Annotated in this window: 19 protein-coding genes; 9 read left to right on the top strand and 10 right to left on the bottom strand. The window is 61.6% G+C overall.

The features are described 5' to 3' along the window. Positions 1-5 precede the first annotated feature (5 nt). Genes ACYQ1P_RS07250 through ACYQ1P_RS07240 form a run of 3 tightly spaced genes read right to left on the bottom strand, consistent with a single transcriptional unit; the run spans position 6 to position 4,255 of the window. Positions 6-1,661: a heparinase II/III family protein gene (locus ACYQ1P_RS07250; RefSeq protein ID WP_460019672.1), complete on the bottom strand. Its 1,656-nt coding sequence runs from the start codon at positions 1,659-1,661 to the stop codon at positions 6-8. Then, positions 1,658-3,508: an asparagine synthase (glutamine-hydrolyzing) gene (gene asnB, locus ACYQ1P_RS07245; RefSeq protein ID WP_460019671.1), complete on the bottom strand. Its 1,851-nt coding sequence runs from the start codon at positions 3,506-3,508 to the stop codon at positions 1,658-1,660. Before asnB (ACYQ1P_RS07245) ends, ACYQ1P_RS07250 begins: the two co-directional genes overlap by 4 nt. Before the next feature lie 24 nt (positions 3,509-3,532). Next, the gene (locus tag ACYQ1P_RS07240) at positions 3,533-4,255 is read right to left on the bottom strand and encodes a glycosyltransferase family 2 protein (RefSeq protein WP_460019670.1); all 723 of its coding nucleotides are present in this window, start codon (positions 4,253-4,255) and stop codon (positions 3,533-3,535) included. 187 nt (positions 4,256-4,442) lie between these two features. Here ACYQ1P_RS07240 and ACYQ1P_RS07235 point away from each other — a divergent pair, with 187 nt between their 5' ends. The 6 genes from ACYQ1P_RS07235 to ACYQ1P_RS07210 all read left to right on the top strand — a co-directional run bounded on the left by ACYQ1P_RS07235 (position 4,443) and on the right by ACYQ1P_RS07210 (position 10,764). Then, positions 4,443-4,913: a cupin domain-containing protein gene (locus ACYQ1P_RS07235; protein WP_460019669.1), complete on the top strand. Its 471-nt coding sequence runs from the start codon at positions 4,443-4,445 to the stop codon at positions 4,911-4,913. Positions 4,914-4,917: 4 nt separating this feature from the next. Further along, entirely contained in the window at positions 4,918-6,162 is a 1,245-nt protein-coding gene (locus tag ACYQ1P_RS07230) for a methyltransferase domain-containing protein (protein ID WP_460019668.1), read from the top strand. 24 nt (positions 6,163-6,186) lie between these two features. Further along, positions 6,187-7,248, top strand: coding sequence for an NAD-dependent epimerase/dehydratase family protein (locus ACYQ1P_RS07225; RefSeq protein ID WP_460019667.1), 1,062 nt, complete (start codon positions 6,187-6,189; stop codon positions 7,246-7,248). Further along, positions 7,223-8,176, top strand: coding sequence for a Gfo/Idh/MocA family protein (locus ACYQ1P_RS07220; protein ID WP_460019666.1), 954 nt, complete (start codon positions 7,223-7,225; stop codon positions 8,174-8,176). The genes ACYQ1P_RS07225 and ACYQ1P_RS07220 overlap by 26 nt, the downstream gene beginning before the upstream one ends. A 91-nt stretch (positions 8,177-8,267) precedes the next feature. Further along, complete coding sequence (locus tag ACYQ1P_RS07215) at positions 8,268-9,266, top strand: glycosyltransferase (RefSeq protein ID WP_460019665.1); 999 nt, start codon at positions 8,268-8,270, stop codon at positions 9,264-9,266. Further along, complete coding sequence (locus tag ACYQ1P_RS07210; protein ID WP_460019664.1) at positions 9,256-10,764, top strand: hypothetical protein; 1,509 nt, start codon at positions 9,256-9,258, stop codon at positions 10,762-10,764. Before ACYQ1P_RS07215 ends, ACYQ1P_RS07210 begins: the two co-directional genes overlap by 11 nt. On the opposite strand, the gene ACYQ1P_RS07205 is transcribed toward ACYQ1P_RS07210, so the two are convergent. Then, on the bottom strand, positions 10,761-12,332 hold the full coding sequence (locus ACYQ1P_RS07205; protein ID WP_460019663.1) for a B12-binding domain-containing radical SAM protein: 1,572 nt from the start codon (positions 12,330-12,332) through the stop codon (positions 10,761-10,763). The two genes, ACYQ1P_RS07210 and ACYQ1P_RS07205, sit on opposite strands and share 4 nt — an antisense overlap. A gap of 270 nt (positions 12,333-12,602) precedes the next feature. Between ACYQ1P_RS07205 and ACYQ1P_RS07200 the strand changes: the two genes are divergently transcribed. Next, positions 12,603-13,898 carry an O-antigen ligase family protein gene (locus ACYQ1P_RS07200; RefSeq protein ID WP_460019662.1) on the top strand — a complete coding sequence of 432 codons (1,296 nt, stop codon included), beginning with the start codon at positions 12,603-12,605 and terminating at the stop codon, positions 13,896-13,898. 142 nt (positions 13,899-14,040) lie between these two features. Then, on the top strand, positions 14,041-15,960 hold the full coding sequence (locus ACYQ1P_RS07195) for an ArnT family glycosyltransferase (protein WP_460019661.1): 1,920 nt from the start codon (positions 14,041-14,043) through the stop codon (positions 15,958-15,960). Here ACYQ1P_RS07195 and ACYQ1P_RS07190 read toward each other — a convergent pair. Genes ACYQ1P_RS07190 through ACYQ1P_RS07180 form a run of 3 tightly spaced genes read right to left on the bottom strand, consistent with a single transcriptional unit; the run spans position 15,913 to position 20,393 of the window. Continuing rightward, entirely contained in the window at positions 15,913-16,773 is an 861-nt protein-coding gene (locus tag ACYQ1P_RS07190) for a glycosyltransferase (protein WP_460019660.1), read from the bottom strand. The genes ACYQ1P_RS07195 and ACYQ1P_RS07190 overlap by 48 nt on opposite strands. After that, a complete protein-coding gene (gene asnB, locus ACYQ1P_RS07185; RefSeq protein ID WP_460019659.1) occupies positions 16,766-18,622 on the bottom strand; it encodes an asparagine synthase (glutamine-hydrolyzing) in 1,857 nt (618 codons plus the stop codon). The genes ACYQ1P_RS07190 and asnB (ACYQ1P_RS07185) overlap by 8 nt, the downstream gene beginning before the upstream one ends. Before the next feature lies 1 nt (position 18,623). Continuing rightward, positions 18,624-20,393 (bottom strand): heparinase II/III domain-containing protein, encoded by a 1,770-nt coding sequence (locus tag ACYQ1P_RS07180; protein ID WP_460019658.1) that lies wholly within the window; start codon positions 20,391-20,393, stop codon positions 18,624-18,626. Between ACYQ1P_RS07180 and ACYQ1P_RS07175 the strand changes: the two genes are divergently transcribed. Then, complete coding sequence (locus ACYQ1P_RS07175; protein WP_460019657.1) at positions 20,374-21,315, top strand: class I SAM-dependent methyltransferase; 942 nt, start codon at positions 20,374-20,376, stop codon at positions 21,313-21,315. The genes ACYQ1P_RS07180 and ACYQ1P_RS07175 overlap by 20 nt on opposite strands. Here ACYQ1P_RS07175 and ACYQ1P_RS07170 read toward each other — a convergent pair. Genes ACYQ1P_RS07170 through ACYQ1P_RS07160 form a run of 3 tightly spaced genes read right to left on the bottom strand, consistent with a single transcriptional unit; the run spans position 21,306 to position 24,155 of the window. Further along, on the bottom strand, positions 21,306-22,268 hold the full coding sequence (locus tag ACYQ1P_RS07170; protein WP_460019656.1) for a phosphoglycerate dehydrogenase: 963 nt from the start codon (positions 22,266-22,268) through the stop codon (positions 21,306-21,308). The genes ACYQ1P_RS07175 and ACYQ1P_RS07170 overlap by 10 nt on opposite strands. Next, positions 22,265-23,380 (bottom strand): acyltransferase family protein, encoded by a 1,116-nt coding sequence (locus ACYQ1P_RS07165; RefSeq protein WP_460019655.1) that lies wholly within the window; start codon positions 23,378-23,380, stop codon positions 22,265-22,267. The genes ACYQ1P_RS07170 and ACYQ1P_RS07165 overlap by 4 nt, the downstream gene beginning before the upstream one ends. A gap of 7 nt (positions 23,381-23,387) precedes the next feature. Further along, the gene (locus ACYQ1P_RS07160) at positions 23,388-24,155 is read right to left on the bottom strand and encodes a 3-deoxy-manno-octulosonate cytidylyltransferase (RefSeq protein ID WP_460019654.1); all 768 of its coding nucleotides are present in this window, start codon (positions 24,153-24,155) and stop codon (positions 23,388-23,390) included. Positions 24,156-24,162: the final 7 nt, after the last annotated feature.

Raw genomic sequence — 24,162 nt, 5'->3', positions numbered from 1 at the left:
CTCTTCTACACGGCGGCCTTCGGCCCTGGCAAGGCTGCCGGACGCAGGGTCCAGGAGAACAGCAACCTGTCGCCCGACGCTTTCATCTCCACGATGATCTGCCGGGACGGCAACAGCCGACCCATCTGCGGAGAATAGACACTCTCGGCCAACGCCAGCCGCCCGCCCTTGGCCTGAAAAGTCCAAACCTCTCCATCGGGCAGGGTCAGTAAAAGGTGATCGGCCTCGCGGGTGACCGTGATGTCCGGATGCATATGAAAATGCGCCCGTGCCAGACGACCGTCCAGCTTGCCGTCCAGACGATCGAGACCCTCCAGACGGGCCGGCGTGCCGGTCAGATTCAATATGCGCTGATGACTCACCCCCAGGTGCCGATAGCCGTCGTGACGACCAATGACCCGGGTGCCGTCCCGTTGTCCGCTGACCTTTTGCGGACGCCGCCCCAGACGGAACACCCCATAGACCTCGGCACTGTCCTCATCGTCCAGGCTGAGGGTGCTATGGGCCGCCGTGCCGCGCAGTTTCTGCCGCCAGACCGGGTCCTGATAGGCATAGGTACCGCAATTGACGATCAGCCGCTGTGCCCCCACCGAGACCTCGACCGACAGGGCATCCGCATGGGCATGGGCGGGCAGATCATCGGGACCGCATTTGGCACAATCGAAAAGCACATGAAGCCCCCCTTGTTGCAGCCGGTAGTACCCGGCCTGGGGCAGGGAATCTGGCGTCTTGGGCCGTCCACCACAACGAGCGTCGAGGGCCTCAATCAACGGCCTTGATCCCTCGTCCCCGTCATTGAACAGGGCCAGACCGCCGTCGCCATGGCGGAAAAAGGCCAATGCCGCCGACATCCTGTCAATGCTGTCGGACAGCCAGGAAGGCGAGTCCTCTTCCAATAGCGCCTGCAAATCCATCAGATCCATCAGCACCTGGAGATGATAACTCGGGGATAATTCATAATGACAACCATCGGCCAGAATCTGTCGCGCCAGCTGCTTTTGCAGGGCGGCCAGGGGAATCTCCCGCTGACCCAGGCAGACCGCAGCGGCGGTCAGCGCCTTGAGATTCTTGATCAGGTGATTGCCGCCCACGTCCCATTCGAGCACCCGCGCCAGATGGCGGGCCTGTTGGGCCAGGGCGGTCTCGAAACGGGCTTGAAAATCCGCCGACGCCCCAGCCAGGAGAAACGGCCCGTGGCGCAACCAGGCAACCAGCCGCAGGGACAGGGGGTAGGGATGCCATGCCACGCTGTCCGCCGTGGAATGGTGTGCGATCCAGTCCTCGACCGTCGCCCGTCCCAACTCCGCCGCCGCGTCCGAGCCCTCGGCCTGCAAGTCGGCCAGCCACTCGAAATAATGCAGGGTGAAGCGCCACAGTAGCGACTTGTCCGCCGCCGCCCAATCCACCGGCAGGATGAACGGGTGTGTCTGCCCCAACAGGGTGATCCGACCGCCGAGAAGTGTGACTCCATGCGCCCCGTTGCCGGGCCATAAATCGGGCATAAAGCGCACTATCTGTGGCTCCGCCCCCCGCTCCAGGCGCAGGCGACGATATAAGTCGGTGCGATGCCAGGGACGGCGCAGACGCAGCCACAAACGATGCCAAATCTGTTCCGGGCGCAGATAACGCAAAGTGCGCAGCAACCGTCCCAGATTTTTCATAGCCGCCGCTCCCAGGCCTCGAACACCAGCAAGGCCCAAACCTTCAACGCCACATCCCGGCGGCCCGTCGCCTGCACCGCCAGCAGACGCTGCACGGCCTTGGGGTCCAGACCCAGATCGGCCATCCGGCCCGCGGTGAGTCGCTCGGCGACCATCGGCGCAAGATCCTGGCGCAACCAGACCCCCATCGGCGGATTAAAGCCTCGTTTCGGGGCGTCAACGATATCCGGGGGCAGCAAACGCCTTGCCACGCCACGCAATAGCGACTTCATTCCGTGTTCGACACGAAGTCCGGGGGCGATCTTGCCGACCGCCTCCAGCAGCCGGTGATCCATCAAGGGCAGCCGCAGTTCGAGGGCGTGACGCATGCTCATGGCGTCTCCATAGGCTAACAGATTGCCCGACAGAAAGGACAACAGGTCGGTCTGCTGCATGGCGTCCAGCGGATCATCCGACGGCGCGGTGTCGTAAAGTTCGGCAATGGGGCGGGAGGGCAGGTCGGGCAATCCGAGCAGGTCCCGGCGCTCCCGGGGGTCGAAATATTCCACCCAGGCCGCGTACATCTGGGCATCGGGCAGGTTGGCGGCACTCAGAAATTCCCGTACCCGGCGCAGTCCGTGGCGTCCCGTACTGCTTTCCGGGATCATTTCGGCGGCAGGGCCGATGATTCCCCGACGCAGCCATCCCGGCAGCTTGCGGTAGCGCCGGGCCAGCAGCCCCCCCTTGTAACGCGGATACCCGGCGAACACTTCGTCGCCACCATCGCCGACCAGGGCCACGGTCACATGCTCGCGGGCCTTGCGCGACAAATCGTTGATCAGCAAGGCGGTGGGGTTGCCAAAAGGTTCGCCGAAACCGTCCAGATAGTCATCCAACAGATCGACCAGGGTCGGGCTGGCCCGCAGCTCCACATGCTCACTGCCGATATGTTCCGCCACCCGGCGGGCGTTGCGCCGCTCGTCGTAGGCCGCCTCATCGAAGGTCATGGTGAAGCTGCGCACCGGCGGTGCCCCGATGCGTCGCGCCTCCTCGGCCATCAATGCGGCAATGACCGAGGAATCGATCCCGCCGGAAAGAAAACAGCCGACCGGGACATCGGAGACCAGTCGATCCACCACCGCCTGACGGACCAGCGGCAGGATTTCCTCTACCGCTTCGTCGAAGGAGGGGTGCCGATGACCGTCAAAATTTGGCACCCAATAGGGTGTGATTGCTGTATGGCCGTTTTTCCAGGTCAATAAATGGCCCGGCGGCAACTTGCGAATCCCCCGGTGGATGGTACGCGGCGCAGGGACATAAAGGCAGGCCAGATACTCTGACAAGGCGTCCCGGTCCACCGCCAGTTCGATCCCCGGATGGGCGCGCAGGGCCTGGATCTCGGAGGCGAACGCCAGATGCCCCCCGGTCAGTGGCGCATAAACCAAAGGTTTGATGCCGAGCCGGTCGCGGGCCAGTAACAGAATTTTTTCCTGTTTGTCCCAAAAAGCAAAAGCGAACATACCGACCAATTTGGATAGCGCACCCGCCCCATAGCGGCGCAACAGGTTGAGGAGGACTTCGGTATCGCTGTCGGAGCGGAAAACGTCACCTGCCGCTTGCAGATCCCGACGCAGATCGCGGTAATTGTAGATCTCGCCGTTGAAGGCCAGCACATAGCGCCCACAATCCGAGGCCATGGGTTGCGCCCCGCCGGGACTAAGGTCGATCACCGCCAGCCGCGTATGGGCCAGTCCGAAGCCATCCTCGGACCAGATCCCCCGGGCGTCGGGGCCGCGATGCTGCATCCGTTCGGTAAAAGCGGCCAGGGTCGCGGGGTCGGCACGGGTCGTTCCGGCAATACCGCACATGGCTGGGGCCGCTCACCTGTTGGGTTATCGAAATAGATTGTACTTCAAGATACAATAAATGGCCCGCACCCCGTCTTTCCAGCCAATCTTTTTGCCCTCTTCGTAGGTCCGGCCATAATAGCTGATGCCGACCTCGTAGATACGCGGACGCGGTTTCAGGTGGGCAATCTTGGCGGTCACCTCCGGCTCGATGCCGAAGCGGTTCTCTTGGATGATGATCTGTCGCAAGGTTGTTGCTCGATAAACCTTATAGCAGGTTTCCATGTCGGACAGGGTCATGTCGGTCATCATGTTGGACAGCAGGGTCAGAAACCGATTGCCCACCGTATGCCAAAAATACAGTACACGGACCACACTGCCGCCCCGGAAACGGGAGCCATAAACCACATCGGCCCGGTCATCGATAATCGGGGCCAACAACTTCGGATATTCCGCCGGGTCGTATTCCAAATCGGCGTCCTGTACCAGGATGATATCGCCGGTCGCCGCGCTGTAGCCGGTGCGCAGGGCCGCCCCCTTGCCCTGGTTGCGGTCATGGGTGAGGACCCGGATGCGCTGATCCGCCGCAGCCAGCTTCTCTGCGATCGCGCGCGAGTTGTCCCGCGAGGAATCATCGACGATGACCAATTCCATTTCCATTCCCAGGGTATCCGACCCGAGAACCCGATCAACCAAGGCTTCAAGTGTTGCTTCTTCGTTGAAGCAAGGAATGACGATGGACAGTTTTGAAAGGGCTGTATGGGACATCAATTTCTTGTCTAAGAGTTGCCGGGCGAAGTGGCAGGAAAATATCACACTCGGCTGCACAGTACAGACCTATCCTGAAACCGAGTGAAATTTGCTTTAAAAGCTATTCCCATGCCATGGCGAGTTGGTTAGTATCGCCGCGCAATCGAAGGTGATCCAAGGAATGGCAACAAGAGGAGCGCCTTCCATGTCAGTTACCCCTATCGACCCGGTCAGCGACCAGGAAAAAATGAGTTGGCCCGATCAGGCCATCGTACCGCTGGAAAGGCCGTTCGTGGATGACCGGGGAGCCATCCAGCCGCTGGTCGATCGGATGATGAAAAGCGCGGTGCTCATCGACTCCAAGGCAGGTGCCCTGCGCGCCAACCACTACCACAAGACCGATTGGCATTATTGCTACGTCCTGTCCGGGACCATCGAATATTACCATCGCCCGACCGGCAGTACCGAAGACCCCGAACTGCTGTTGGTCCAAGCAGGACAGATGGTCTTCACCCCGCCGATGGTCGATCATGGCATGAAATTCCCGGTCGACACGACCTTCCTCACCCTGTCCCGCAACCCCCGCGACCAGGCGACCTACGAGGCCGACGTGGTGCGGGTGGACATGCTCGACGACGCGGGGAGCATTTCCTGGCGACCGGACGACGATTCCTAGACCCATGACCATTGCCTGTCATCGCCGAACCACGTGCCGTCTTTGCGGTCGTTCGAACCTGAGCGAGGTCCTCTCCCTGGCCCCGACGCCGCCGGCCAATGCCTTTGTGTCCCGGGCCCATCTGGGCAAACCACAGCCGACTTTTCCACTCGATGTGTTTTTCTGCGAGGATTGCCATCACGTCCAGTTGCTCGACGTGGTTGATCCGGCGGTCCTGTTCGAGGACTATGTTTACGTTTCCGGCACCTCGCCGGTGTTCGTCAAGCACTTCGAGGATTATGCCGCCTTCGTCATCGAACGCTACGCCCCGGCTCCCGGATCGCTGGTGTTCGATATCGGCTCCAATGACGGCACCTTGCTGAAAGCCTTCAAGGCCAAGGGATATACGACGCTCGGCATTGACCCGGCCCGCGACATCGCGGCGCAGGCGACGGCGGCGGGAATCGAGACCATCTGCGGCTTCTTTTCGCCTTCTCAGGCCACGGAAATCCGCCACCACCACGGCCCGGCCAGCGTGATCACCGCCAACAATGTCTTTGCTCATATCGACGACCTGGGTGGGGTCGTGGAGGGCGTACGGACCCTGTTGGCCGATGACGGAGTCTTCGTCTTCGAGGTGTCCTATCTGCTTGATGTGTTCGAAAACACCCTGTTCGATACCATTTACCACGAGCATCTGGCCTACCATGCGGTGGCCCCTCTGGTCCCCTTCATGCAGGCCCACGGCATGGAGCTAATCGGTGCGGAGCGGGTGGCCTCGCATGGTGGATCATTACGTGCCGTGGCGCAAAAATCGGGGGGCAAAAGGCCGCTGTCCTCTTCGGTAGACTCCTTGATGGACCGGGAACGACAAATGGGTCTGGATCGGGCCGCGACCTATCGGGACTTTGGGCAGCGTATCCAGAGCCTGAAGCTCGAACTGTCCGGGCTGCTGCGCCAGAAAAAACACCAAGGACGGACCATTGCCGCCTTCGGGGCTCCGGCCAAGGCGACAACCTTGATGTACCACTTCGCGATCGGGCCGGACGTCATCGACTTCATCGTCGACGACAGTCCCCTCAAGCAGGGACTCTATTCACCGGGGATGCACATTCCGGTCGTGCCTTCGACGGCGATATACGATAGAAAGCCCGACGACATCGTGATCCTCGCCTGGAACTTCGCCCAGCCGATCATGGACAAGCACAAAGCCTTCCGAGAGTCCGGGGGTCAATTCATCGTCCCTCTGCCGACTGTCGCCGTATATTGATCACACAAGAGAAAATGGAACCCCATGTCCGACTTCCTGCTCAAATCCGATATCGATGAGATCTGCCAGCGCCTGACCGAGGCGGCCCAGGATTTCTCCGGCAAGACCGTGCTGCTGACGGGAGCCCGCGGGTTCCTCGGGCGATATTTCATGGAGATTTTCTCCCGATTGAACGAAACCGTGCTCGAAAAGCCGGTGAAGCTGGTCGCTCTGGACAATCTGATCACGGCGGGCAAGGAAGGGGCCGAAATCCCCGAGATGGCCAACGTTACCTTCGTCAACCACGATGTGATCCAGCCTTTCGAGTGGGAGGGGCCTTTGGATTATGTCATCCATGCCGCCGGGATCGCCTCGCCGTTCTATTACCGCGCCTACCCTCTGCAAACCCTGGAGGTCGCCATCACCGGCACCCGGCTGATGCTCGAACTGGCCGACCGGCACGGGGCACGATTCACGTTCTTCTCCTCCAGTGAAATATATGGCGACCCGGACCCGAAACATGTGCCGATGGCCGAAAGCTATCGCGGCAATGTTTCCTGTCAGGGGCCGCGTGCCTGCTACGACGAAAGCAAGCGGGTCGGCGAAACCCTGTGCTACATCTATCACACCACCAACGGCACCAAAACCAACACCATCCGCCCGTTCAACGTCTTCGGGCCGGGGATGCAGGAAACCGATTACCGGGTACTGCCCAATTTCGCCAGCCGCATCAAGGCGGGACTGCCGCTGAACGTGTATGGCAGCGGCAACCAGACCCGGACCTTCTGCTACATTACCGACGCCATGGTCGGCTTCATGCTGGTGATTCTCAAAGGGGTGCCCGGCGAGGCCTACAACATCGGCAATCCGAAACCGGAAATCTCCATGGTCGATCTGGTCAAACGGATTGAAACCTTGTCGAAAAAGCCGGTCAGCTACAACATCGTCGAATACCCCGACAGCTACCCGGCCGATGAACCGAACCGGCGCGCCCCGGACATCCGCAAGGCCCGGCTGCAACTCGACTACGAACCCTCGGTCAAGCTGGATGAAGGCCTGAAACGGTTCTTCGACTGGTCGGATGGCATCTATACCGGCGAACAATAACCCACCGCTACGGCTCGGACTGATCGGGGCCGGGCGCTGGGGACGGGTCTTCATCCGCACCCTGGCGCGGCTGGCGGGACTGACGTTGACGCGGCTGGCCAGCGGCAACCCGGAAAGCCGGACACTGGTGCCGGAAACCTGCCAAATCAGCGACAATTGGCACGAAGTCGCGAGGGCGACGGATCTGGACGGCCTCATCATCGCCACGCCGCCGGACCTGCATGCCCCGATGGCCCGCGCCGCCCTGGCCGTCGGCACCCCGGTCCTGATCGAGAAGCCGCTGACCCTCAACGTCGCCGAAGCTCTGTCCCTGCTGCAATACGCCCAACAACAGCCCCATGCCATCGTGCAGGTGGACCATATTCATCTGGCCCATCCCGCCTATCGCCGCCTGAAGCAGCGCTGCGAGAGCGGGGGAGCGATCCGCGCGATTCACGGACAGGCCGGAGCCTGGGGACCCTTTCGCCCGGACACCTCTGTGCTCTGGGACTGGGGGCCGCATGACGTCGCCCTGTGCCTCGACCTGCTGGGACAAAAACCCACCTCGGTCCGCGCCCGGATCGTCGAAACACGGGACACGGAAGCGGGCCCGGGCCAGTCGGTCAGGCTCGACTTGACGTTTCCCGGGGGTGTCACGGCTCATCTGGAACTCAGCAACCTGAGGCCCGAAAAAAGGCGTTCCCTGACCGTCGAACGGGACGAGGACACCCTGATTTACGATGCTGTGGGTCCCCGGCCCCTGGTTTCGCGGACCCCGACCGGGGCCTTTCCCGAACCCGACCTGCCGGAGATCCTGCCTCTGGATCAGGTGGTTCTGGATTTCGCGGCGGCAATCCGAAAAGGGGGGACCGACCTGGCCTCCCTGAAGCTCGCCGTTGATGTGGTAAAGGTGCTCGGGGATGGCGAGAGGGACCTCAATAGCAATTGAACAAGCCTGGCATCCCGACTAGACTGCCGCCACTTTAGCCCGCGTTTCCGCCACTTCAGTTGTTGTCCCATTGCCCCAGAGTCTTGCATCGGTGTCGGAAAACGACGAAATCATCATTCTCACCGCGATTTATGATGATTGGGAATCCGTGTTGGCTCTGATCGACAGCCTGGACGAAGTACTCGGGGCCGCAGCGATGAAGGCCAAAATCGTGATCGTCGATGACGGATCACCGCATTTCGCCGACACCGCGGCCTTTGCCGCCTTGAACCTGCATCATATTTCGGAAATTCGTCTGGTGACCCTGCTGCGGAACATGGGTAACCAGCGGGCTCAGGCCATTGGGCTTGGCTACATCGCCAATGAAATGCCCGGATACCTGACGGTTTTGATGGATTCCGACTTCGAGGACCCGCCCCATTATGTGCCGCAATTGGTCGCCGAGGCGCGTCAACTGGGGACCTCCATCGTATTCGCCGAACGGACCCAGCGTTCGGAAAGCCGTTCTTTCAAGATGTTTTACGCGGTCTATAAGTGGCTCTACAAGCTGTTGACCGGGCTGCCCATTTCCATCGGCAACTTCAGTGCCATTCCGGCGCGGCTGGTCAAGCGGGTGGCGGGAATCTCGGAAATCAGCAGCCATTTCCCAGCCGGAATCATGCGGGCCCGGGTGCCCCTCGCGACCCTGCCGTCGAGCCGGGGGAAGCGGCGTTTCGGGCAATCGAAGATGGCCTTCGTCCGCCTGTTGATCCATGGCCTGAGCGGCTTGGCCGTTCATGCGGACATCGTGGTCGTGCGCATGCTCCTGGGCATATTGATTTTCGGCCTGATCCTAACCCTGAGCATGGGCGGCATTATCCTGCTCCGATTGTTCACGGATCTGTTTATCCTGGGCTGGACGTCACAAATTCTGACCTTGTTGGGCAGTATTTTGTTCCAGTTGTTGGTGGCCGCCATTCTGATGGTGTTTTTGATCCTTTCCGGTCGCATGCATCGGATGATCATCCCGATCATTGATTACGCGAAGTTCGTCATGGAAACCGAGACCCTTTATCCCGCCCACAACGACACCGCTTCCGATGAGCACTAATCCCGGCTTCCGGCTCTTTTTGTCTACCGCCTTCCTGGGCGTGCTGGCTTGTCTGTTGTTGATGGGTCTACGGATCGATTCATCCTTCTCCACCCGCGAGCCGCTGCAATTGATCACCAGCGGTTGGGAACAACAGCCCCTCTACGACATCTGGCGGGCGGTCAAGGGAATGCCCCTCTACACGGACGTGACGCGCATCCCCTATGCCATCGCTTTTTATAATTGGGGTTTCTACGCCTTCTACGGGGAGCTCACGGCTCTCGGGCTGCGCCTTCTCGATCTGGGCGATGCCTGGCTGCCGACCGTGGCCCGGTTCATTACCCTGGCGGGGTGCCTGTTCGGCGTGGGGTGGACGACCTCTTTGTTACGGCGTACGGGGGACGGATCGGAACCCACTCCGCTCGGGCTTGCCCTGCCCTTTGCCTTGTTGCTGTTTTTCGGCCCGCTGGTCGGTTTCTGGGGGTTCACCGTGCGCCCGGATATCTGGGCCATGGCTCTGGAAATCCTGGGCTTGTTGCTTTTCTGGCGCAACCTGCCCCGGCGACCGCTGGTCGCCGTGGGCATGGCGGCGTTGCTGTTTTATGGGGCCTGGTCTTTCAAGCATGTCAATGTCACTGCGACGGTGACCGTTGCCCTCTACCTGCTGGCCACGCGACGCTGGGGTCTGGCAATGCTGTTTTCCGCCCTGTTGTTCGGTGCCTATGGCCTGACCTTCGTCATAGGCGGGCCGCTCTATTTCAGTTCCCTGTTTCAAACCGCCCAGGTCAGTTGGAATTTGGCCGGGACTGTTCATATCTTTGTCAATTGGATGGTCAAGGCCACGCCGGTCCTCCTGCCCTTGGCCGCCCTGTTGCTGCTTTATGTCCGCGATGCCGGTTTCCGGCGCGACCTGCACCGGGCACCCTCCAGCCTGTTTTTGGGGATCGGCGTTTTCGTCTCGTTCCTGTTCATGCTGCCGGGCACCGCCAAGGAGGGTGCGGCGGAAAACTACTATTTCATGCCCATGTTCTTCCTGCTGGCCGCGACGCATCATGCGCTGGTCCTGGCTTTGCAGTCAGACGGCCCCTGGCGGCGCCTGCCGTTGCATTTCGGAGCGGCAGGGTGGTCGGCCAATATCGCCGCCATCGGACTGGTCCTGGGCGGCGTGCAGGGCGTGATTTCGGTCGATGACCAACACCAGCTCAATAGCCGATACAAAGCCTGCATTGCCGACCTGCCGAAGCCGACATTGACCGATACGCAGTATCTGTCGCTGCCCTGGATGAACCTTTCCGAGCAGGCCTTTATTCTCAACTACAATTATCCGCTCCAGCGGGCCGCCGGAGTTCCGTTCGAGCGGGGCGGCATCGGCGGCCTGGTCGAGGAGGGATATTTTGCCTCCATCGCCCTGTCCCACGACGGGGACAGCCACGACGGAGGGCGGCTGACGCACTACACGCGCCAGCCGCTCCCCTGCGCGGGACTGACTCTGTGGCTCAAAAACAATTCGGCGGGTTAGACTTCCTGTTTGGCCGCCTGGGGGGAAGTCTCCTCCGCCCGCACGCCGATTTTCATGCTCTGGCGCCAGCGGCGCAGGGCGAATTTGGTCGCCACCAGGAAGCGCTGCAATTTGATCTCGAAGCAATAGTCGTAGAAGCTGTGATTGAACCTCCAGCGGGCCACCGGATGGTAGAGCATGAAGCAAAACCGAAGGAGCGGTGAGTTGCCGAATTTGTAGCCCACGTTCTTGTTGTGGAAGTAGGAGACGAAATTGACCGCCTGCAACCAGCCAATCTTATCCTTTGCCGCCCAGCCCTGGTAATGCTGGAGCCATTTGTCGAAGTCCATGTAGGCCCATTCCTCAAGAGTCTGGGGCTCCTTGAACCCCTCGGCCAGGGCATCATGGTAAAACGGCGTGCCGATGATCGGCATGAAGTTGAAAATCAGGCAATAGGCATGGGGGTTGACCGCCTCCAGATCGGCGGCAAACTTGAGACTGTCCTTGATTTCCGCCTCGGATTCCCCAGGAAAGCCGACGATCAGGGTGTATTTGACCTTGATGTCATAGTTTGCCAGCCGCTCATTGACCACACGCATCTCTTCCAGGGTCTCGCCCTTGCTGAGGGCTTTCAGGACCCGCTCGTTGCCGCTTTCGATCCCGACCTCCAGGGAATGACAGCCCGAGCGCCACAGCAGGTCCCACTCCTCGTCGGTCAGTTTCGACAAGGTGTCGGCCCGAATCCCCAGGGTGGACCATTTGAGGTCCCGACCGAATTCGGCCAATCCATTGAGAATACTGATAAACCGCTTTTTGCTGCCGGGAAAATAGTCGTCCTGGAAATACACCATGCGGACGCCGTAGCGGTCATAGAGCTCCCGCACCTTCTTGATTACCACCTCGGCGGAATAGCCCCGCCAACGCCCCTCATTGATCACCGGGTCGGAACAGAACTTGCAGCGAAACGGGCAGCCTCGCGAGGTATTGAGCGTCGCCGAGCGAAAATTCCCATCCACATGAAAGACGTTGTATTTATCCAACTGGAGCAGTTCGTAGGGAATGGGGGGCAGGGCGTCCATGTCGCGGATCACATCGGCCGAGCCGTTCTTGCGCACATAGATGTAACTGTCTTTTTTCCCGACAGCCTGCCGTTCGAGTTGACCCGCCGTGGAGACAAGATCGGCATCGCCGGTTTTATAGACCAGGCCCCGCAGATCCTCCAGCGACTGACCATCACGCAGGCGCTCGAACAGTTCACAGAACACATACTCGCCGTCCCCGACCACCACATAGTCGACCAGTTCGTGGGAGGCCGTCTGCTCGGGCACCAATGTTGCATGGATACCGCCCCAACACACCGGAATCCGCGGGTATTTCTCTTTCAGGAGGCGGGAAACCTTGAGCGCGTACTTGATCTGCTCGCCGGTGATGGCGGTCACTCCGAAAACCACGGTTTCCGGCCCCACGGCGCGCGCCAGATCGCCCTCGAAATCATCCGAAACCCGCTGGTCGACGAGCACGGTATCGTACCCTTTGGAAACCGGAACCGAAGCCACTGCCAACAAGGATTCAGGATAGCGCAGAGACATTTCGTCCCAGCTCCCGGTGTAGGGTTGAATTAGGACGATCTCTGCCATGGTGTGCATAACCCTCAGAAAATATTTTCGTGAATACCCGACACCTTGCCATCAAGACGAAATCGCCCCCGGGCAAAGGCACTTTGCGCGCTGCTGCACCCTACATATAGGGAGCCCTGTTTTCAACGAAAAGACCCCATCTCTCTAAAGGGGCCGGGATCTTGCGGTTTTAGAGGCCTGACGCTATAACCCAGTGCTTGATTAAGAGGTCCCCCTACCCGGTTGGCCATCCCGCCCTCTTCTTGTTCCTCGCTGAAGGTAGTCAAATTTATGACGTTTCATGCTTTCCGTCTGGGGCACCTGTTCGGTTTTTTGGCCGCGTCATCCGTTCCCCTGGCCATGTTTGCCACCAAAGGGCTCGCCCCTGTATTCGTCGCAGCGGTGATTTTCGGTCTGGCCTTCCTGCTGCTGGAAAAATCCCCGCTGCCACGACCGGACTGGGCGACGGGTTTGACGGCGCTGGCCTTTGTGTTGTGGGCGGCGCTCAGTTTGAGCTGGTCCGTGTCGCCCGCAGAAGGGATCCGCTATCTCCCGGTCCTGAGTGCGATGTTTGTCGGCGGATTTTTCCTGGTGGGCGTGGTGTCGAATGCCGATGCAGACAATCGGCGGCTCATTGACCGATACGTGGTTTTTGGCGTCCTGGCCGGATTGGTGATTCTGGCGATCGAGATCTGGTCGCCTCTTGTTTTGACCACGTTCTTCCGGCGCCTGCTGCTCGGTGAAAACGTCATCTACAATTACACGGCGGCCAATTTTTACAAAGCGGGCGCCTGTGTTGCCGCGGTCATGCTGTGGCCCGCGCTGGCCGCCCTGTGGCGGGCCGGACGGACGAGCGTGATGGCCTTGTTCGGTCTTTTCGCGGGCGGCGTGATTTGGGCGAGTGACAGTGGGGCCGCCTTCCTGGGGCTGGCTGCCGGAGCCGCCTCCCTGGCGATTTTCCTGGTCTGCCCCAAATGGGCCGGTCGTCTGTTTGCCGCCGGGCTCACTCTGGGCATTCTCGCGATGCCAACCCTGCCGCCGCTGCTGCCCGATCCGGGTCAATTGGAAGTCGACCATCCGGGACTTCCCAATGCCGTATATCCACGCATTTTTATCTGGAAATCCGCTGTTGATTATATCGAGCAGGCTCCGATTGTGGGTCTCGGGCTGAACACCTCGCGAACCCTTTCCTCCTCCGAGTCCAAGGTCACCTTCACTATTCCGGGAACGGCACAAAGCCGGCAGACGGAAGCGATTCCCCTTCACCCCCACAATGCCGCCCTGCAAATCTGGCTTGAGCTCGGGGTTTTTGGAGCCGTGCTGATATCAGGTTTCGTGATCGCGCTCATCGGGCGCATCCAGCGGGAAGTTTCGGTTTTCCAGCGCGGATTCGACATCGGCGCGCTGATGACCGGTCTGGTCATCTGGCTGCTGGCCTATAGCACTTGGTCAAGCTGGTGGCAGGGAACGCTTTGGATTTGTGCCGCCTGCCTCGCCGCCGGCACCTCCAGACGACCAACCGGCAGCAAGACGAACTGAATTCGATGGGTCCCCGAATGACACCGAAAAACAGGCCTCTGATCGCAGGAATTTTTTGGCTATGGGTGATCCTGGCCGTGGCCGCCTATCTCGCCCAATTTGGTGAGCTCGCCGGACCCATCCTCCGCGCCTTGAGGGGCACATGAGCGCCCTGCTTGCCCTCTCCTTGCAGGTATTGAGTTGCCTGGGATGGGGCGCCGGGCTGCTGCGCCTGCTCGGATTGACACGATGTACGGCACCGGGAACGCGCGGCATTCTTTCGTTCGCTCTGGGCGTCGGTCTCCTGGGGTGGCTGGTTTTTTTCCTCGGACTGGCGGGAATGCTCACGCCCGGTTGGCTGGCCGCCCTGCTTCTAATCGGTGCCGCCGGGTTGCCGTTCCTGGATTGGCGCGCCCTCGCCGCCACGGACAAGCTCGATTCCTGGGGCTGGACCCTTGTTGTATTGATCGGGGGGGTGCTGTTTCTGGATTTGGCGGAGGCTCTTTCACCGCCAGCCGATGCCGATACCCTGGCCTATCACTTCAACGCCCCGAAGCTGTTTCTCGAGCGGGGGAGCCTGTTGTTCATTCTGCGCCCGCTCGACGGGGCCATTCCCTACCTCACCCAGATGACCTTTTTGCCGGTCCTCGCCCTGGGGGGGGAACGGGCCATGACTCTTTGGACCATGGCTACCGGATGGGCCGCCGGAGCCCTGGTCTACATTCTGGTGCGGGAGGTGCTGACGCGCAACTGGGGGCTGGCACTGGCGCTGATCTTTCTGACCCTTCCAGCGGTGATTTACGGGGCCGGAACCGGTCAGGTGGAAGTCAGGATGACGCTATTTGCCCTACTTTCCGGTTGGGCTGTCGCCCGAGCCTTGTCCACCGGCAATCCGCGCTTTGCCCTGCTGGCCGGGCTGGCAACGGGATTTTATATTGGCTCCAAATATATCGGTTTGTTGTTTGCCGCCGTTTGCGGCATTGCCCTTTTGATGCAAAAACGCTGGTTTTTGCACGGATTGTTGTTCGGACTGGCAGCCCTGGCAATGGGGTCCCAGTGGTATGTCTGGAACGCCGTCCACACGGGTGATCCCTTTTTCCCCATGCTGTTTCAGTGGCTGGGCCGCGACGATCTGGTCCTCTGGACGCAGGCGCAGAACGACTTTTTCGGTCAGAACTTTCTGAAAAACGAGCGCGTGTTCGACCGCACCCCGCTCAATTTCCTGCTCTATCCTTTCCTGGTCACCCTGGACGCCCCGGCGGCGACCGAAGGCCGTCGCATCGGCCTTGGCCCCTTCGGGCTGGTCCTGTTGCCGTTCGCCCTGGCCGGGGTCTGGGCTTTCCGGGCGCGGCTGCGGAACAGTGCCGTCAGCACCTACGCCCTTTTGGCGCTGCTGTTTTATGTCTTATGGTTTTTCAGTGGCCCCTCGCAGCGGGTCCGCCATCTCCTGACAGTCTTTCCGTTTCTGATGATCTGTTTTACCGTCGCCGCCGTGCGCTTTACCGACACCCGGCAACTTCGGGCTCCCCTGTTGGCTGCCATGGTCGCGGTCATCGCGCTGCAATTTGCCGGAGCCACTGTCTTCGGCTTGAAATATGTGCGTTATGTCTTGGGCTCGGAGACTCGAGAGGCCTATCTGACGCGCAGCCTGTCGGGCTATTCCGTGGTGCCCTGGATCAACGCCCATTTATCAAAGTCCGATCTGCTGTTCCATTCGGAGCGGCAAATCATGTACTATCTGGACATCCCCAACCTGTTCGTCTCTCCCTATACGCAGGGGGTCGTCGATCTCGCGCCGACCGCCAAGGAGCCGCAGGAGTTCCTTGATGCCTTGCATACCCTCGGGGTGACCCATCTGTTACTGCCCGCCGATCAATGGAAACAATGGCGGTCGGGGGGGGAACGCCAATGGGACAACTGTTTCCACAGTCTCAAGACCTTCGAGGTGGAAAAGTTCCAGTCCCGCACCCTCAGCGCGCTGGCCCCGAGCCGGTTTCTGTTCGAGCTGATCGCGGTGGCGGATGGAGCCTGCGGCTTATCGCGCCCGGATCAGCCGCCAGGGGAGTCGCAGAAGCGTCCCTAGCGCCGCCAGATACTCCCCCCGTGCCCGATAGGCGGCCAGGGCCTCCAGGTGCACCGCCAGCACTCGAAACAGCAAGTGGCTCAGAACGGCACCACGCTTTTTCAGCGCCGGGACGTAGCGCCGGGCCACTTCCAGGGTACAGGACAGCCGTCGCTGGGTATTGCTCATGATGCTGCCCGGGGTGATGTGGTAGCGCGACAGCGGCTCATCGAACACCAGGAACGGCGTTCCCGGCTCCTTCAACACATTGAGCCACAGTTCGAAATCCTGGGCGTTGGGCAATGTGACATCGAAGCCGCCCACCGCCCGCACCGCGTCGGTACGGGCGAGCACGGTGCAGGTGTCGATGTAGCCCTTGCGATAGAGGGTGACATAGGGATCGCGCGGCTCATTGAAGCGGGTTGCGCAGTCGTTCAGCATCTCCCGCGCCCCCTCGACGATCCAGCCGTTATGGGCCACCAGCACATGATTTCCGGCATTCATGTGATAGAGGCTGCGCTCCAGTTTGGTCGGCAACCATTCGTCGTCGGCGTCGAGGAAGGCCAGCACCGCCCCGGTCGCCTCGGCAATGGCCCGATTGCGCGCCGCCCCGGCCCCGGCGTTGTCCTGGCGGATCAGCTTCAGCGGAAGGGGAGCCAGCAGGTCCCGACAAGCCTCGGTGGCGGCGAAGGTCCCGTCGTCGGAACCGTCGTCGACTACCACCACCTCCCCCGGTGCGACGGTCTGCGCGGCGACCCCTTCCAGAGCCCGCCGTATATGCGTCGCGGCCCGGTAGGCCGGGATGATGACACTGACATCGACCCCCTCATACATCGGCCAGATCCTCGATCCGGTCGCCCTCGCCGTGCAGGCGCACCGCCAGTTCCAGCATGGCCAGGCTATAGACCCGGAAGCCGTGGCGCGCCGGGTCGGCCAGCAGGCGCTCGATACCGGCTTTGGTCCACCAGCCGCGCTCCAGGGTCGCCGGACGGGTCAGCAGCCGTCGCAGGGGCTCCGCCAATCCCGCCTCCAGCCAGGCCGGAACCGGTGAGGCGAATCCCTGCTTCGGAGCGCGCAGCAACGCCTCGGGCAGATAACGGGCGGCCATGCGCCGTTCCAGCGCCTTCTGTTCGCCCCCCGGCGTGCGCACCTCGGGCGACACGGCCAGCGCCGCCTCGACCAGCCGATGATCGAGAAACGGCACCCGTCCCTCGACGCTCACCGCCATGGAGGTTCGGTCGAGCAGATACATCAAATCGTCGGCCAGATAGGTTTGCAGGTCGGCGGCCAGGGCGGCGCTTTGCGGCGGGCCGTCAAAGCGCTCGAAGGCCTCCCGCTGTGCCGCCCCCGGGGGCACCATGCCGTTGCCGATCAAGGCCCGCATCGGGGCCGGAAAATGGCTGATGTGGTCGTGCAGATAGGCCGCCCGGTCGCTGGAATACTTTTCCGCCCGACGCAGCTGAAAGGCGGTCATGGCCGGGGCCAGTGGTTCGATGACCCTGCGCCGCAGCCATCCCGGCAGCTTCAGATACCGTTGCTCCACAGACAGCGGAAAATAGCGCCCATATCCGGCGAACAGTTCGTCGCCGCCACTGCCGTTCAGGGCCACCGTCACATGTTCGGAAAGCGCTTTTTCAATCAGATAGTTGGGCAGCAGGGCGGCATCGAACAGCGGCTCCTCGCCATACCAGGCCAGTTGCGGCAGCAACCGTCCGGCTTCCTGAGCGTCCACGTCGATGACCCGGTGGCGGGTGCCGTAGCGCTCCGCCACCGCCCGCGCCAGGGGCGTTTCGTCATAGGTCGCGCCGGGGAAACGCACAGTGAAGGTATTGACTGGCTGTTCACTCTGTTCCGCCGCCAGGGCGACCATCAAACCGGAATCCAGGCCGCCGGACAGCAACGCCCCGACCGGCACATCGCTACGCAGTTGCAGCCGCACGCTATCGCGCAACAGGTCGATCAGATGAGTTTCAATATCTCGGGGATCTGCGGGAAGATCCATTGCCGCCCGGGGTTGCCAATAGCGCGCCACACTGATTGCACCATCGGCCCCGGCGCGCAACAGATGTCCCGGCGGCAGTTTTCGCACGCCCGCGTACAGGGTTTGCGGGGCCGGGACCCAGCCATGGGCCAGATAGGCCGACACCGCGCTTTCGTCAATGCGTGGCGACAGCAAGCCAGAAGCAAACAGCGGCTTGATTTCGGAGGCGAAAATCAGACCACCGCCGGGAAGTTCGGCCCAATAGAGGGGCTTGACTCCCAAGCGGTCGCGGACCAGCAGCAATTGATGCGGCTGGCGCTCGTACAGGGCTAGACCGTACATGCCGTTGAGTTGATGCACGAACTCATCCCCATGACGTCGGGCCAACGGCAGGATAACCTCCATGTCGCCGCTGGAGCGGTAGGGATAGTCCGGCTCGGAGGCACGCAGTTCCCGGTAATTGTAGATTTCGCCGTTGCCCAGCAGTACCCGATCACCCTTGCCCTCGATCAGCGGCTGCTCGCCGGTCGCCAAGTCAATGATCGCCAGCCGCCGGAACAGGGCCTGGAACCGCCGGTCGTCGGAAACATGTCGACCTTCCCCGTCGGGTCCCCGATGGGCCATCACCCGGGCCATGGCGTCCAGGTCCGCGCTCACCAGGGTCGCTCCACGGGGCAGGAAAAGTCCGGCAATTCCGCACATCTCAGTCCATCACCTCCAGATGCAGGGTCACGGTGCAGGGCAGGCGGCCCTGATGCGCCACATCAATGCGGTGTCCCGGGCGGCTCTGTCCGTAGGCTTCCCATATCCGGGTCTGGTGCAGGGTGATCTTCCGGTCGGCCCGCAGCCGGAAACGCCCATTGAGGAGAACCTCCTCGCCCACCATCCGGACCGGCAACAAGGTGTGCAGCGAACGGACGATTTGATGGCGTCCTCGACCCGAGATGTCGTCACGCAAGGTCATCCGCCGGCCCTCGAACTGCCACGAGCGGGTGATCGTGCCCACGCCGGGCAACCGCCCGAAGCCGTCATGTCTCAAAGAAACCCTGTCTCCCGATAGCTCCAATCGTGGCACCGCACCGCCGATCCGTCGTCGAAACGTCGGATCGTAGTAGGGCTTGTTGGCCGGATAGGGGTCGGCCCCGTCCATGAGCAAGCCATTATGTGCCCGGCCCGAGCGGTAATAAGCAGCCTCGCCGGTCTCGCCGTAGGCCCCGCGTCCCGGGTCGAGGAAAATCCGCTGGTTCCCGTAATGCAGTTCAAACGACCCCAGATCCTGATGTCCATGCCCCGGCATTTGGCTCCAGCCTTCCGGGGCGGCGTGCCATAGACCGCTCCAATCCCCCATATCAGCGCGCAGCCAGCCGTCGGCAGCCAGCGCCGCCGGGTCCGACAGGGGAATATCCAGTCCGGCAAGGCGGTGCCGCTCGGCCGCATCCAGCAGGCCGGTCCAGCCCTGCGTCGTATCGCCGCCCGGCAGCAGTCCGGCAAAAAACGCCGGGGCGGCATCCGGCGAGATATCGCCGATCAAGGGCATCCCGCCGGGCAATGTCAGCGCCGGAATCACCGCCAGCATGCGCCGTGTCACCTGCTCCAGCTTGGCAGACTCGGGCCGCCCATGGGCCAGCGCCGCCAGCCAGCATTCAGCGTAATTGCGCGTCAGCAGCAAATGGTAATGGGACGAGCCCTCGCGCAACACCCCCGAGGGCAGGAGGATACGCTCGGCTTCGCGCAACAGAATTCGGGTCCCCAGTTCCGTCGCCTCCGGGAGGCCCATCTGCAAACCGACCAAATAGAGCCCGCGCCCGTTGTTGCTCAGGTGGTTGCCCGTGTGATGATCGCCGAAATATTCCAGCCGTCCGGCCATCGCCGGGGTGTGGGCGGCCAGCACCTCAAGGGTTCGCGTTCGATCTCCGGGCAGTCCAAACCGTCGGGCAAAACGCAAAATGTTGATGGCCCGCTCTGCCGCCGTGTAGGGGTGCCAGGCCCAGGATTCATCCTCCGCGCCGCGGGCATCGCACCAGGTCCGCCACAGCCGATCCACCCAGGCCGTATCCACGCTGTCTCCGACCCAGGGCAGCCAGGCAAAACGGTGCAGGCCGAGCAGCACCTCCGTATCTTCAAATTCGCGTGTGAACAACGTCTCGTCGTCGCCCACCTCCAGATGCAGCGTTTGACCGGGCAATGGCAGTTTCAGGGGCCGTGTCGGGGCCTGGTCGGGCAGCGAGGCAAGGGAACAATGCGGTACCTCCGGCTTCAGGGGAAGCAGGTCCGTCGCATAGGGGGGGCAGTGGGCTTCGTATCGCGGCTCCCCGGCCTGTCGCCCCAGAACGCGCCCGACCATCCAGCGCCGGAGCACCGGGTCGGCGAGCAGTTGGCGGAGTTTTCGGCGCAGCCCTTGGAGCAAGATGAACACCCGGAATATAAAAAGCCAGTAGCGGGAAACCGGGGCAATGGTTATACAAACCGCCATGAGCGTTCCAGACAAATCCGAACCGACCAAGGCCGACATCCAGAGTTTCTGGAAATCCCTCTACGATTCCCTTTACGAGGACGTGGACCGGGATCTGTCGAAACAAGGCCTACTCGATGGCCTCAACGCTCTGGAGGACATGTTCCGTTACCGCCGTCATCTGGCGGTGGTGGAAATGCCGTTGTCTGATTTAAAGGGAAAAAAGGTGCTGGAGATCGGCCCCGGCGCGGGAGGTCATTCGGCGCTGTTCGCCAAATACGGGGCGCATATGACGTCGGTGGATCTGACCTTCCACCGGGCCAGGGCGACCCAGGCTAAGTTCGACCTGCTCGGCAACACGGCCGAGCAATGCCGGGCCTTGCAATCGGATGCGGAAAACCTGCCGTTCGCCGATGACAGCTTCGATATCGTCTATTCCAATGGCGTGCTGCATCACACCTTGGACACCGAAAAATCCATGGACGAGGTACTGCGTGTGCTCAAGCCCGGGGGACGGGCGGTGATCCTGCTCTACTGCAAAAGCTCCTGGCACTACTGGATCAACATGGTGCTGGCCGAGGGGCTGTTGCGCGGGCGGATGTTCAAGGACCGCAACTGGTTGGGCAAGGCCACCGAATGGGGCGGCAAAAATGCCCAGACGGTGGAAAACCCCATCACCCGCTGCTACACGGCGGGCGGAATCCGGCAATTGTTTGCCAAATTCAATGATCTCACCCTGCGCAAGGGGGAGTTCTATTTCTACCTGATCCCCAAGCTTGGGCGGCTGTACCGGCGCTGGCAGATCAAGCGCTACGGCACTCACCCGGGCGGCATTCTGGTCTATGGAACGCCCTGGCCCATCCAGTCGCCGCTGGAACTGTGGCTGGGAAAGATCATGGGCTTTGGTTGGTACATTTCGGCCAGGAAACCGGATCAGCGATAGCCGCCGTAGCCTTCCGGAAACACCCCCGGTTCGGGCAGGCGGTGGTCATCCAGTCCGGCGATGGCGGCGCGGCCCATGGCCAGGATCGCCTCCTCGGCGCTGCCGCCGATATGCGGCGTGACAATCACATTGGGCAGGTGCAGCAACTCATCGTCCCGGGGCGGTTCCTGGGCGAAAACATCGAACGCCGCCCCGGCCAGTCGCCCGTCCAGCAGCATGGCCTTGGCCGCCACCTCGTCGAGCAGGCCGCCGCGCGCCGCATTGATCAGATAGGCCCCGGGCTTCATCAAGGCCAACCGTTCGGCATTAAGTATATTCTCGGTGGAGGGGTCGCGCGGCAGGTGCAAGGTGACGATATCTGACCCGCGCAGCAAATCCTCCAGCCCCATGGGCTCGACCCCGTGCGCGGCATAGAAGTCCGGGAAGTCACGGATGTCGTGGGCCAGCACCCGACAGCCGAAGGCCCGCAGCAGGATGCCCAGATCCTTGCCCGCGTGTCCGCAGCCGACGATGCCGACCGTCCGTTCGGACAGGTGCAACCCCATATGCTGCCGCCAGGTCCCGGCCAGCACCTCGCGGTTGGCCGCCTGCACGTGGCGCAACAGGGCAATGGCCAGGGCGATGGTCAGTTCGGCCACCGAGCGCTTGTTGACGCCGCCGGTCCAGCCCAGCTTGATTCCCCGCTCGGCCATCGCCGTTAAGTCCAGCATGTCGAACCCGACGCCGTATTTGGACAGCACCCGCAATTCCGGCAACGCCGCGAACACCGCGCCGGTCATTTTCTCCAGCGCCGTGATCGCCCGGTCATGGCCACGCAGGAAGTCAATCAGGCTTTCCCCGTCGAGGGACAGACCGGCATCGTTGAACGTCACTTGTGAGTAGCGCGCCAGAAGTTCGGCCCGCAAAACCGGATGGCGGGAAAACGATCGGGAAGTGACGGCGATGCGAGTCATGAGGGCGTTTTCTCCTCAAGGGGTTCGGCATCCTCGGGTTTCGGTAGGGACCATCGCTCGATCAGTCGCTGCCCGAATTCGATGCTTGGATGTTCAATGACGAAATAGATCACACTGGAAACGCCGAAGATCAGCAGCGCGGTCACGGCAAGGGAAACCGGAAACGGCACCGCCGCCACAAAACCGACCGCGACCAGTCCGTGAACCAATACATGGCCCAGCGGCACATGGAACAGATAGATCGAATAGCTGACCATCCCCACGAAGGCCAACGGACGCCAGCGGATTCGAAAAACAAAATGGATCAACGTGAAAAGCAAAACGGCCGCCGCCCAGGGACCGAATTCCCGGGTCCAGGGCTTCTGGAACCGGTCCGGGTCGTGATAGACGGCCAGGGAAACCAGCAGGCCCAGTCCGAGAAAAATTCCGATGGCGATGGCCAGTCGCAGGTCTGCGGCTTTTCCTTCCCGGTCCCGCTTGCGCAATACCGCACCGCCCAGCATGAGCGACAGGAACATGGGCCAGGCAAAGGGAAACGGAACGTCCGTCGCGGCCCGCACCAGCGCCCCGGCAACCCCGAGCCCGACCATGCCGAGAAAGACCCCTTCTAATCGTTGCCCCCGGTCCAGGATGCCGAAGAAAGCCAGCAGCGTGCAGAGGCCGTAAAACAGCATTTCCACCGCCAGGGTCCAGTAGACCCCCTGCGCATCGGGGACGCCGAGAAACTCTTGCAGCATGGTCACATTGATAATGTAGACCCCGGGCGCAAAGATCGCCGGGCCAATGACAATCGTGACGGCCAGCGAGAGCCAATAGGCGGGGTAGAGCCTGAAAAACCGGCTGATCCAGAAGTTCCGTGTGCGGTTGTCCCGGTATTTCAACAGACTTTGGGGAATCACGTATCCGCTGATGATGAAGAACAGATACACCCCGCCGCGCCCAAAATCGAACCGCACGTCCCATTGATGCAGGGTTTCGAAAATGGGCCAGGGAGTCACTGTCGCCGACAGCAGGGGGTGGTAAAGATGCTGGAACATGACCATCAGCACGGCAATCGCCCGCAGCACGTCGATATGCGCATATCGGGCATTCTTGTGCACGGGCTGGATCATTTCCGTCTCAGTACCGGCCCCACCAGACATCCTGCTTCATCACCGCCTCGACCCGCGCCACGTCCGAGGGACTATCCACCGATACATAGGGCCGGTAGGGAATGGGGGCGATACGCTGCCGGAATCCGTTGTCGCAAATCCGATTCGAGTCACAGGATTCCTTGATCTCCAACGGTGATTCCGGGGTTTCGGTGAACCAGCGCAGAAAGTGCCAGCGGAAGCCGAAAATGCCGCCCACCCGCATCGCTCCCAGATCTTTCGAGAAGCCCCCCTTGGCGTAGGGCACCGGGGCGCGGGAGGTGTAAAGAACATCGCCCGCCATGTCGGAGACGATCTTCACAATATCCGGGTTGAGAAAGGTTTCTTCATCCTGGATCGGCACCGCCAGCATGGTACCCTTCACCGTCGGATCGTCGGAGAAGGGTTTGAGCACCGCCTCGATCACATCGGGGCCGAGCAGCGGTTCGTCCCCTTGAACGCAGACCACAACATCGTCGTCGTCCAGAGACAGACCGCAATTGGCCGCCGCTTCGGCCACCCGATCCAAGGCCCGGGTATGGGTGGCGGCGGTCATCAGCACCGGGTAGCCCTTGGCCTCCGCGAACTGCTTGATTTCAATGTCGCAGGTGGCGAGGAACAGCCCGTCCCATCCCGCGAAAAGTTTCGACCGTTCGAAACAATGTTCGAGCATCGGCCGACCGCAAATGGGATGCAGGGGTTTGCCGGGAAACCGGCTGGCGGCCATGCGCGCCGGGACCACACCGATGGTTTTCATGGGCTTT

This window comes from Magnetospira thiophila (genome assembly GCF_054657015.1).
The sequence above is the reverse complement of the archived record's forward strand: the minus strand, read 5'-3'. Positions and strand labels throughout refer to the sequence as shown.

Bases quoted from the DNA above. Each gene is read 5' to 3' on its own strand.
- ACYQ1P_RS07175 (WP_460019657.1), top strand. From the start codon at position 20,374: ATGGTTATACAAACCGCCATGAGCGTTCCAGACAAATCCGAACCGACC.
- ACYQ1P_RS07220 (WP_460019666.1), top strand. From the start codon at position 7,223: ATGGCATCTATACCGGCGAACAATAACCCACCGCTACGGCTCGGACTG.
- asnB (WP_460019671.1), bottom strand. From the start codon at position 3,508: ATGTGCGGTATTGCCGGAACGACCCGTGCCGACCCCGCGACCCTGGCC.
- ACYQ1P_RS07235 (WP_460019669.1), top strand. From the start codon at position 4,443: ATGTCAGTTACCCCTATCGACCCGGTCAGCGACCAGGAAAAAATGAGT.
- ACYQ1P_RS07190 (WP_460019660.1), bottom strand. From the start codon at position 16,773: ATGTATGAGGGGGTCGATGTCAGTGTCATCATCCCGGCCTACCGGGCC.
- ACYQ1P_RS07205 (WP_460019663.1), bottom strand. From the start codon at position 12,332: ATGTCTCTGCGCTATCCTGAATCCTTGTTGGCAGTGGCTTCGGTTCCG.
- ACYQ1P_RS07180 (WP_460019658.1), bottom strand. From the start codon at position 20,393: ATGGCGGTTTGTATAACCATTGCCCCGGTTTCCCGCTACTGGCTTTTT.
- ACYQ1P_RS07230 (WP_460019668.1), top strand. From the start codon at position 4,918: ATGACCATTGCCTGTCATCGCCGAACCACGTGCCGTCTTTGCGGTCGT.
- ACYQ1P_RS07250 (WP_460019672.1), bottom strand. From the start codon at position 1,661: ATGAAAAATCTGGGACGGTTGCTGCGCACTTTGCGTTATCTGCGCCCG.
- ACYQ1P_RS07240 (WP_460019670.1), bottom strand. From the start codon at position 4,255: ATGTCCCATACAGCCCTTTCAAAACTGTCCATCGTCATTCCTTGCTTC.
- ACYQ1P_RS07210 (WP_460019664.1), top strand. From the start codon at position 9,256: ATGAGCACTAATCCCGGCTTCCGGCTCTTTTTGTCTACCGCCTTCCTG.
- ACYQ1P_RS07165 (WP_460019655.1), bottom strand. From the start codon at position 23,380: ATGATCCAGCCCGTGCACAAGAATGCCCGATATGCGCATATCGACGTG.
- ACYQ1P_RS07160 (WP_460019654.1), bottom strand. From the start codon at position 24,155: ATGAAAACCATCGGTGTGGTCCCGGCGCGCATGGCCGCCAGCCGGTTT.
- ACYQ1P_RS07195 (WP_460019661.1), top strand. From the start codon at position 14,041: ATGAGCGCCCTGCTTGCCCTCTCCTTGCAGGTATTGAGTTGCCTGGGA.
- ACYQ1P_RS07225 (WP_460019667.1), top strand. From the start codon at position 6,187: ATGTCCGACTTCCTGCTCAAATCCGATATCGATGAGATCTGCCAGCGC.
- ACYQ1P_RS07170 (WP_460019656.1), bottom strand. From the start codon at position 22,268: ATGACTCGCATCGCCGTCACTTCCCGATCGTTTTCCCGCCATCCGGTT.
- asnB (WP_460019659.1), bottom strand. From the start codon at position 18,622: ATGTGCGGAATTGCCGGACTTTTCCTGCCCCGTGGAGCGACCCTGGTG.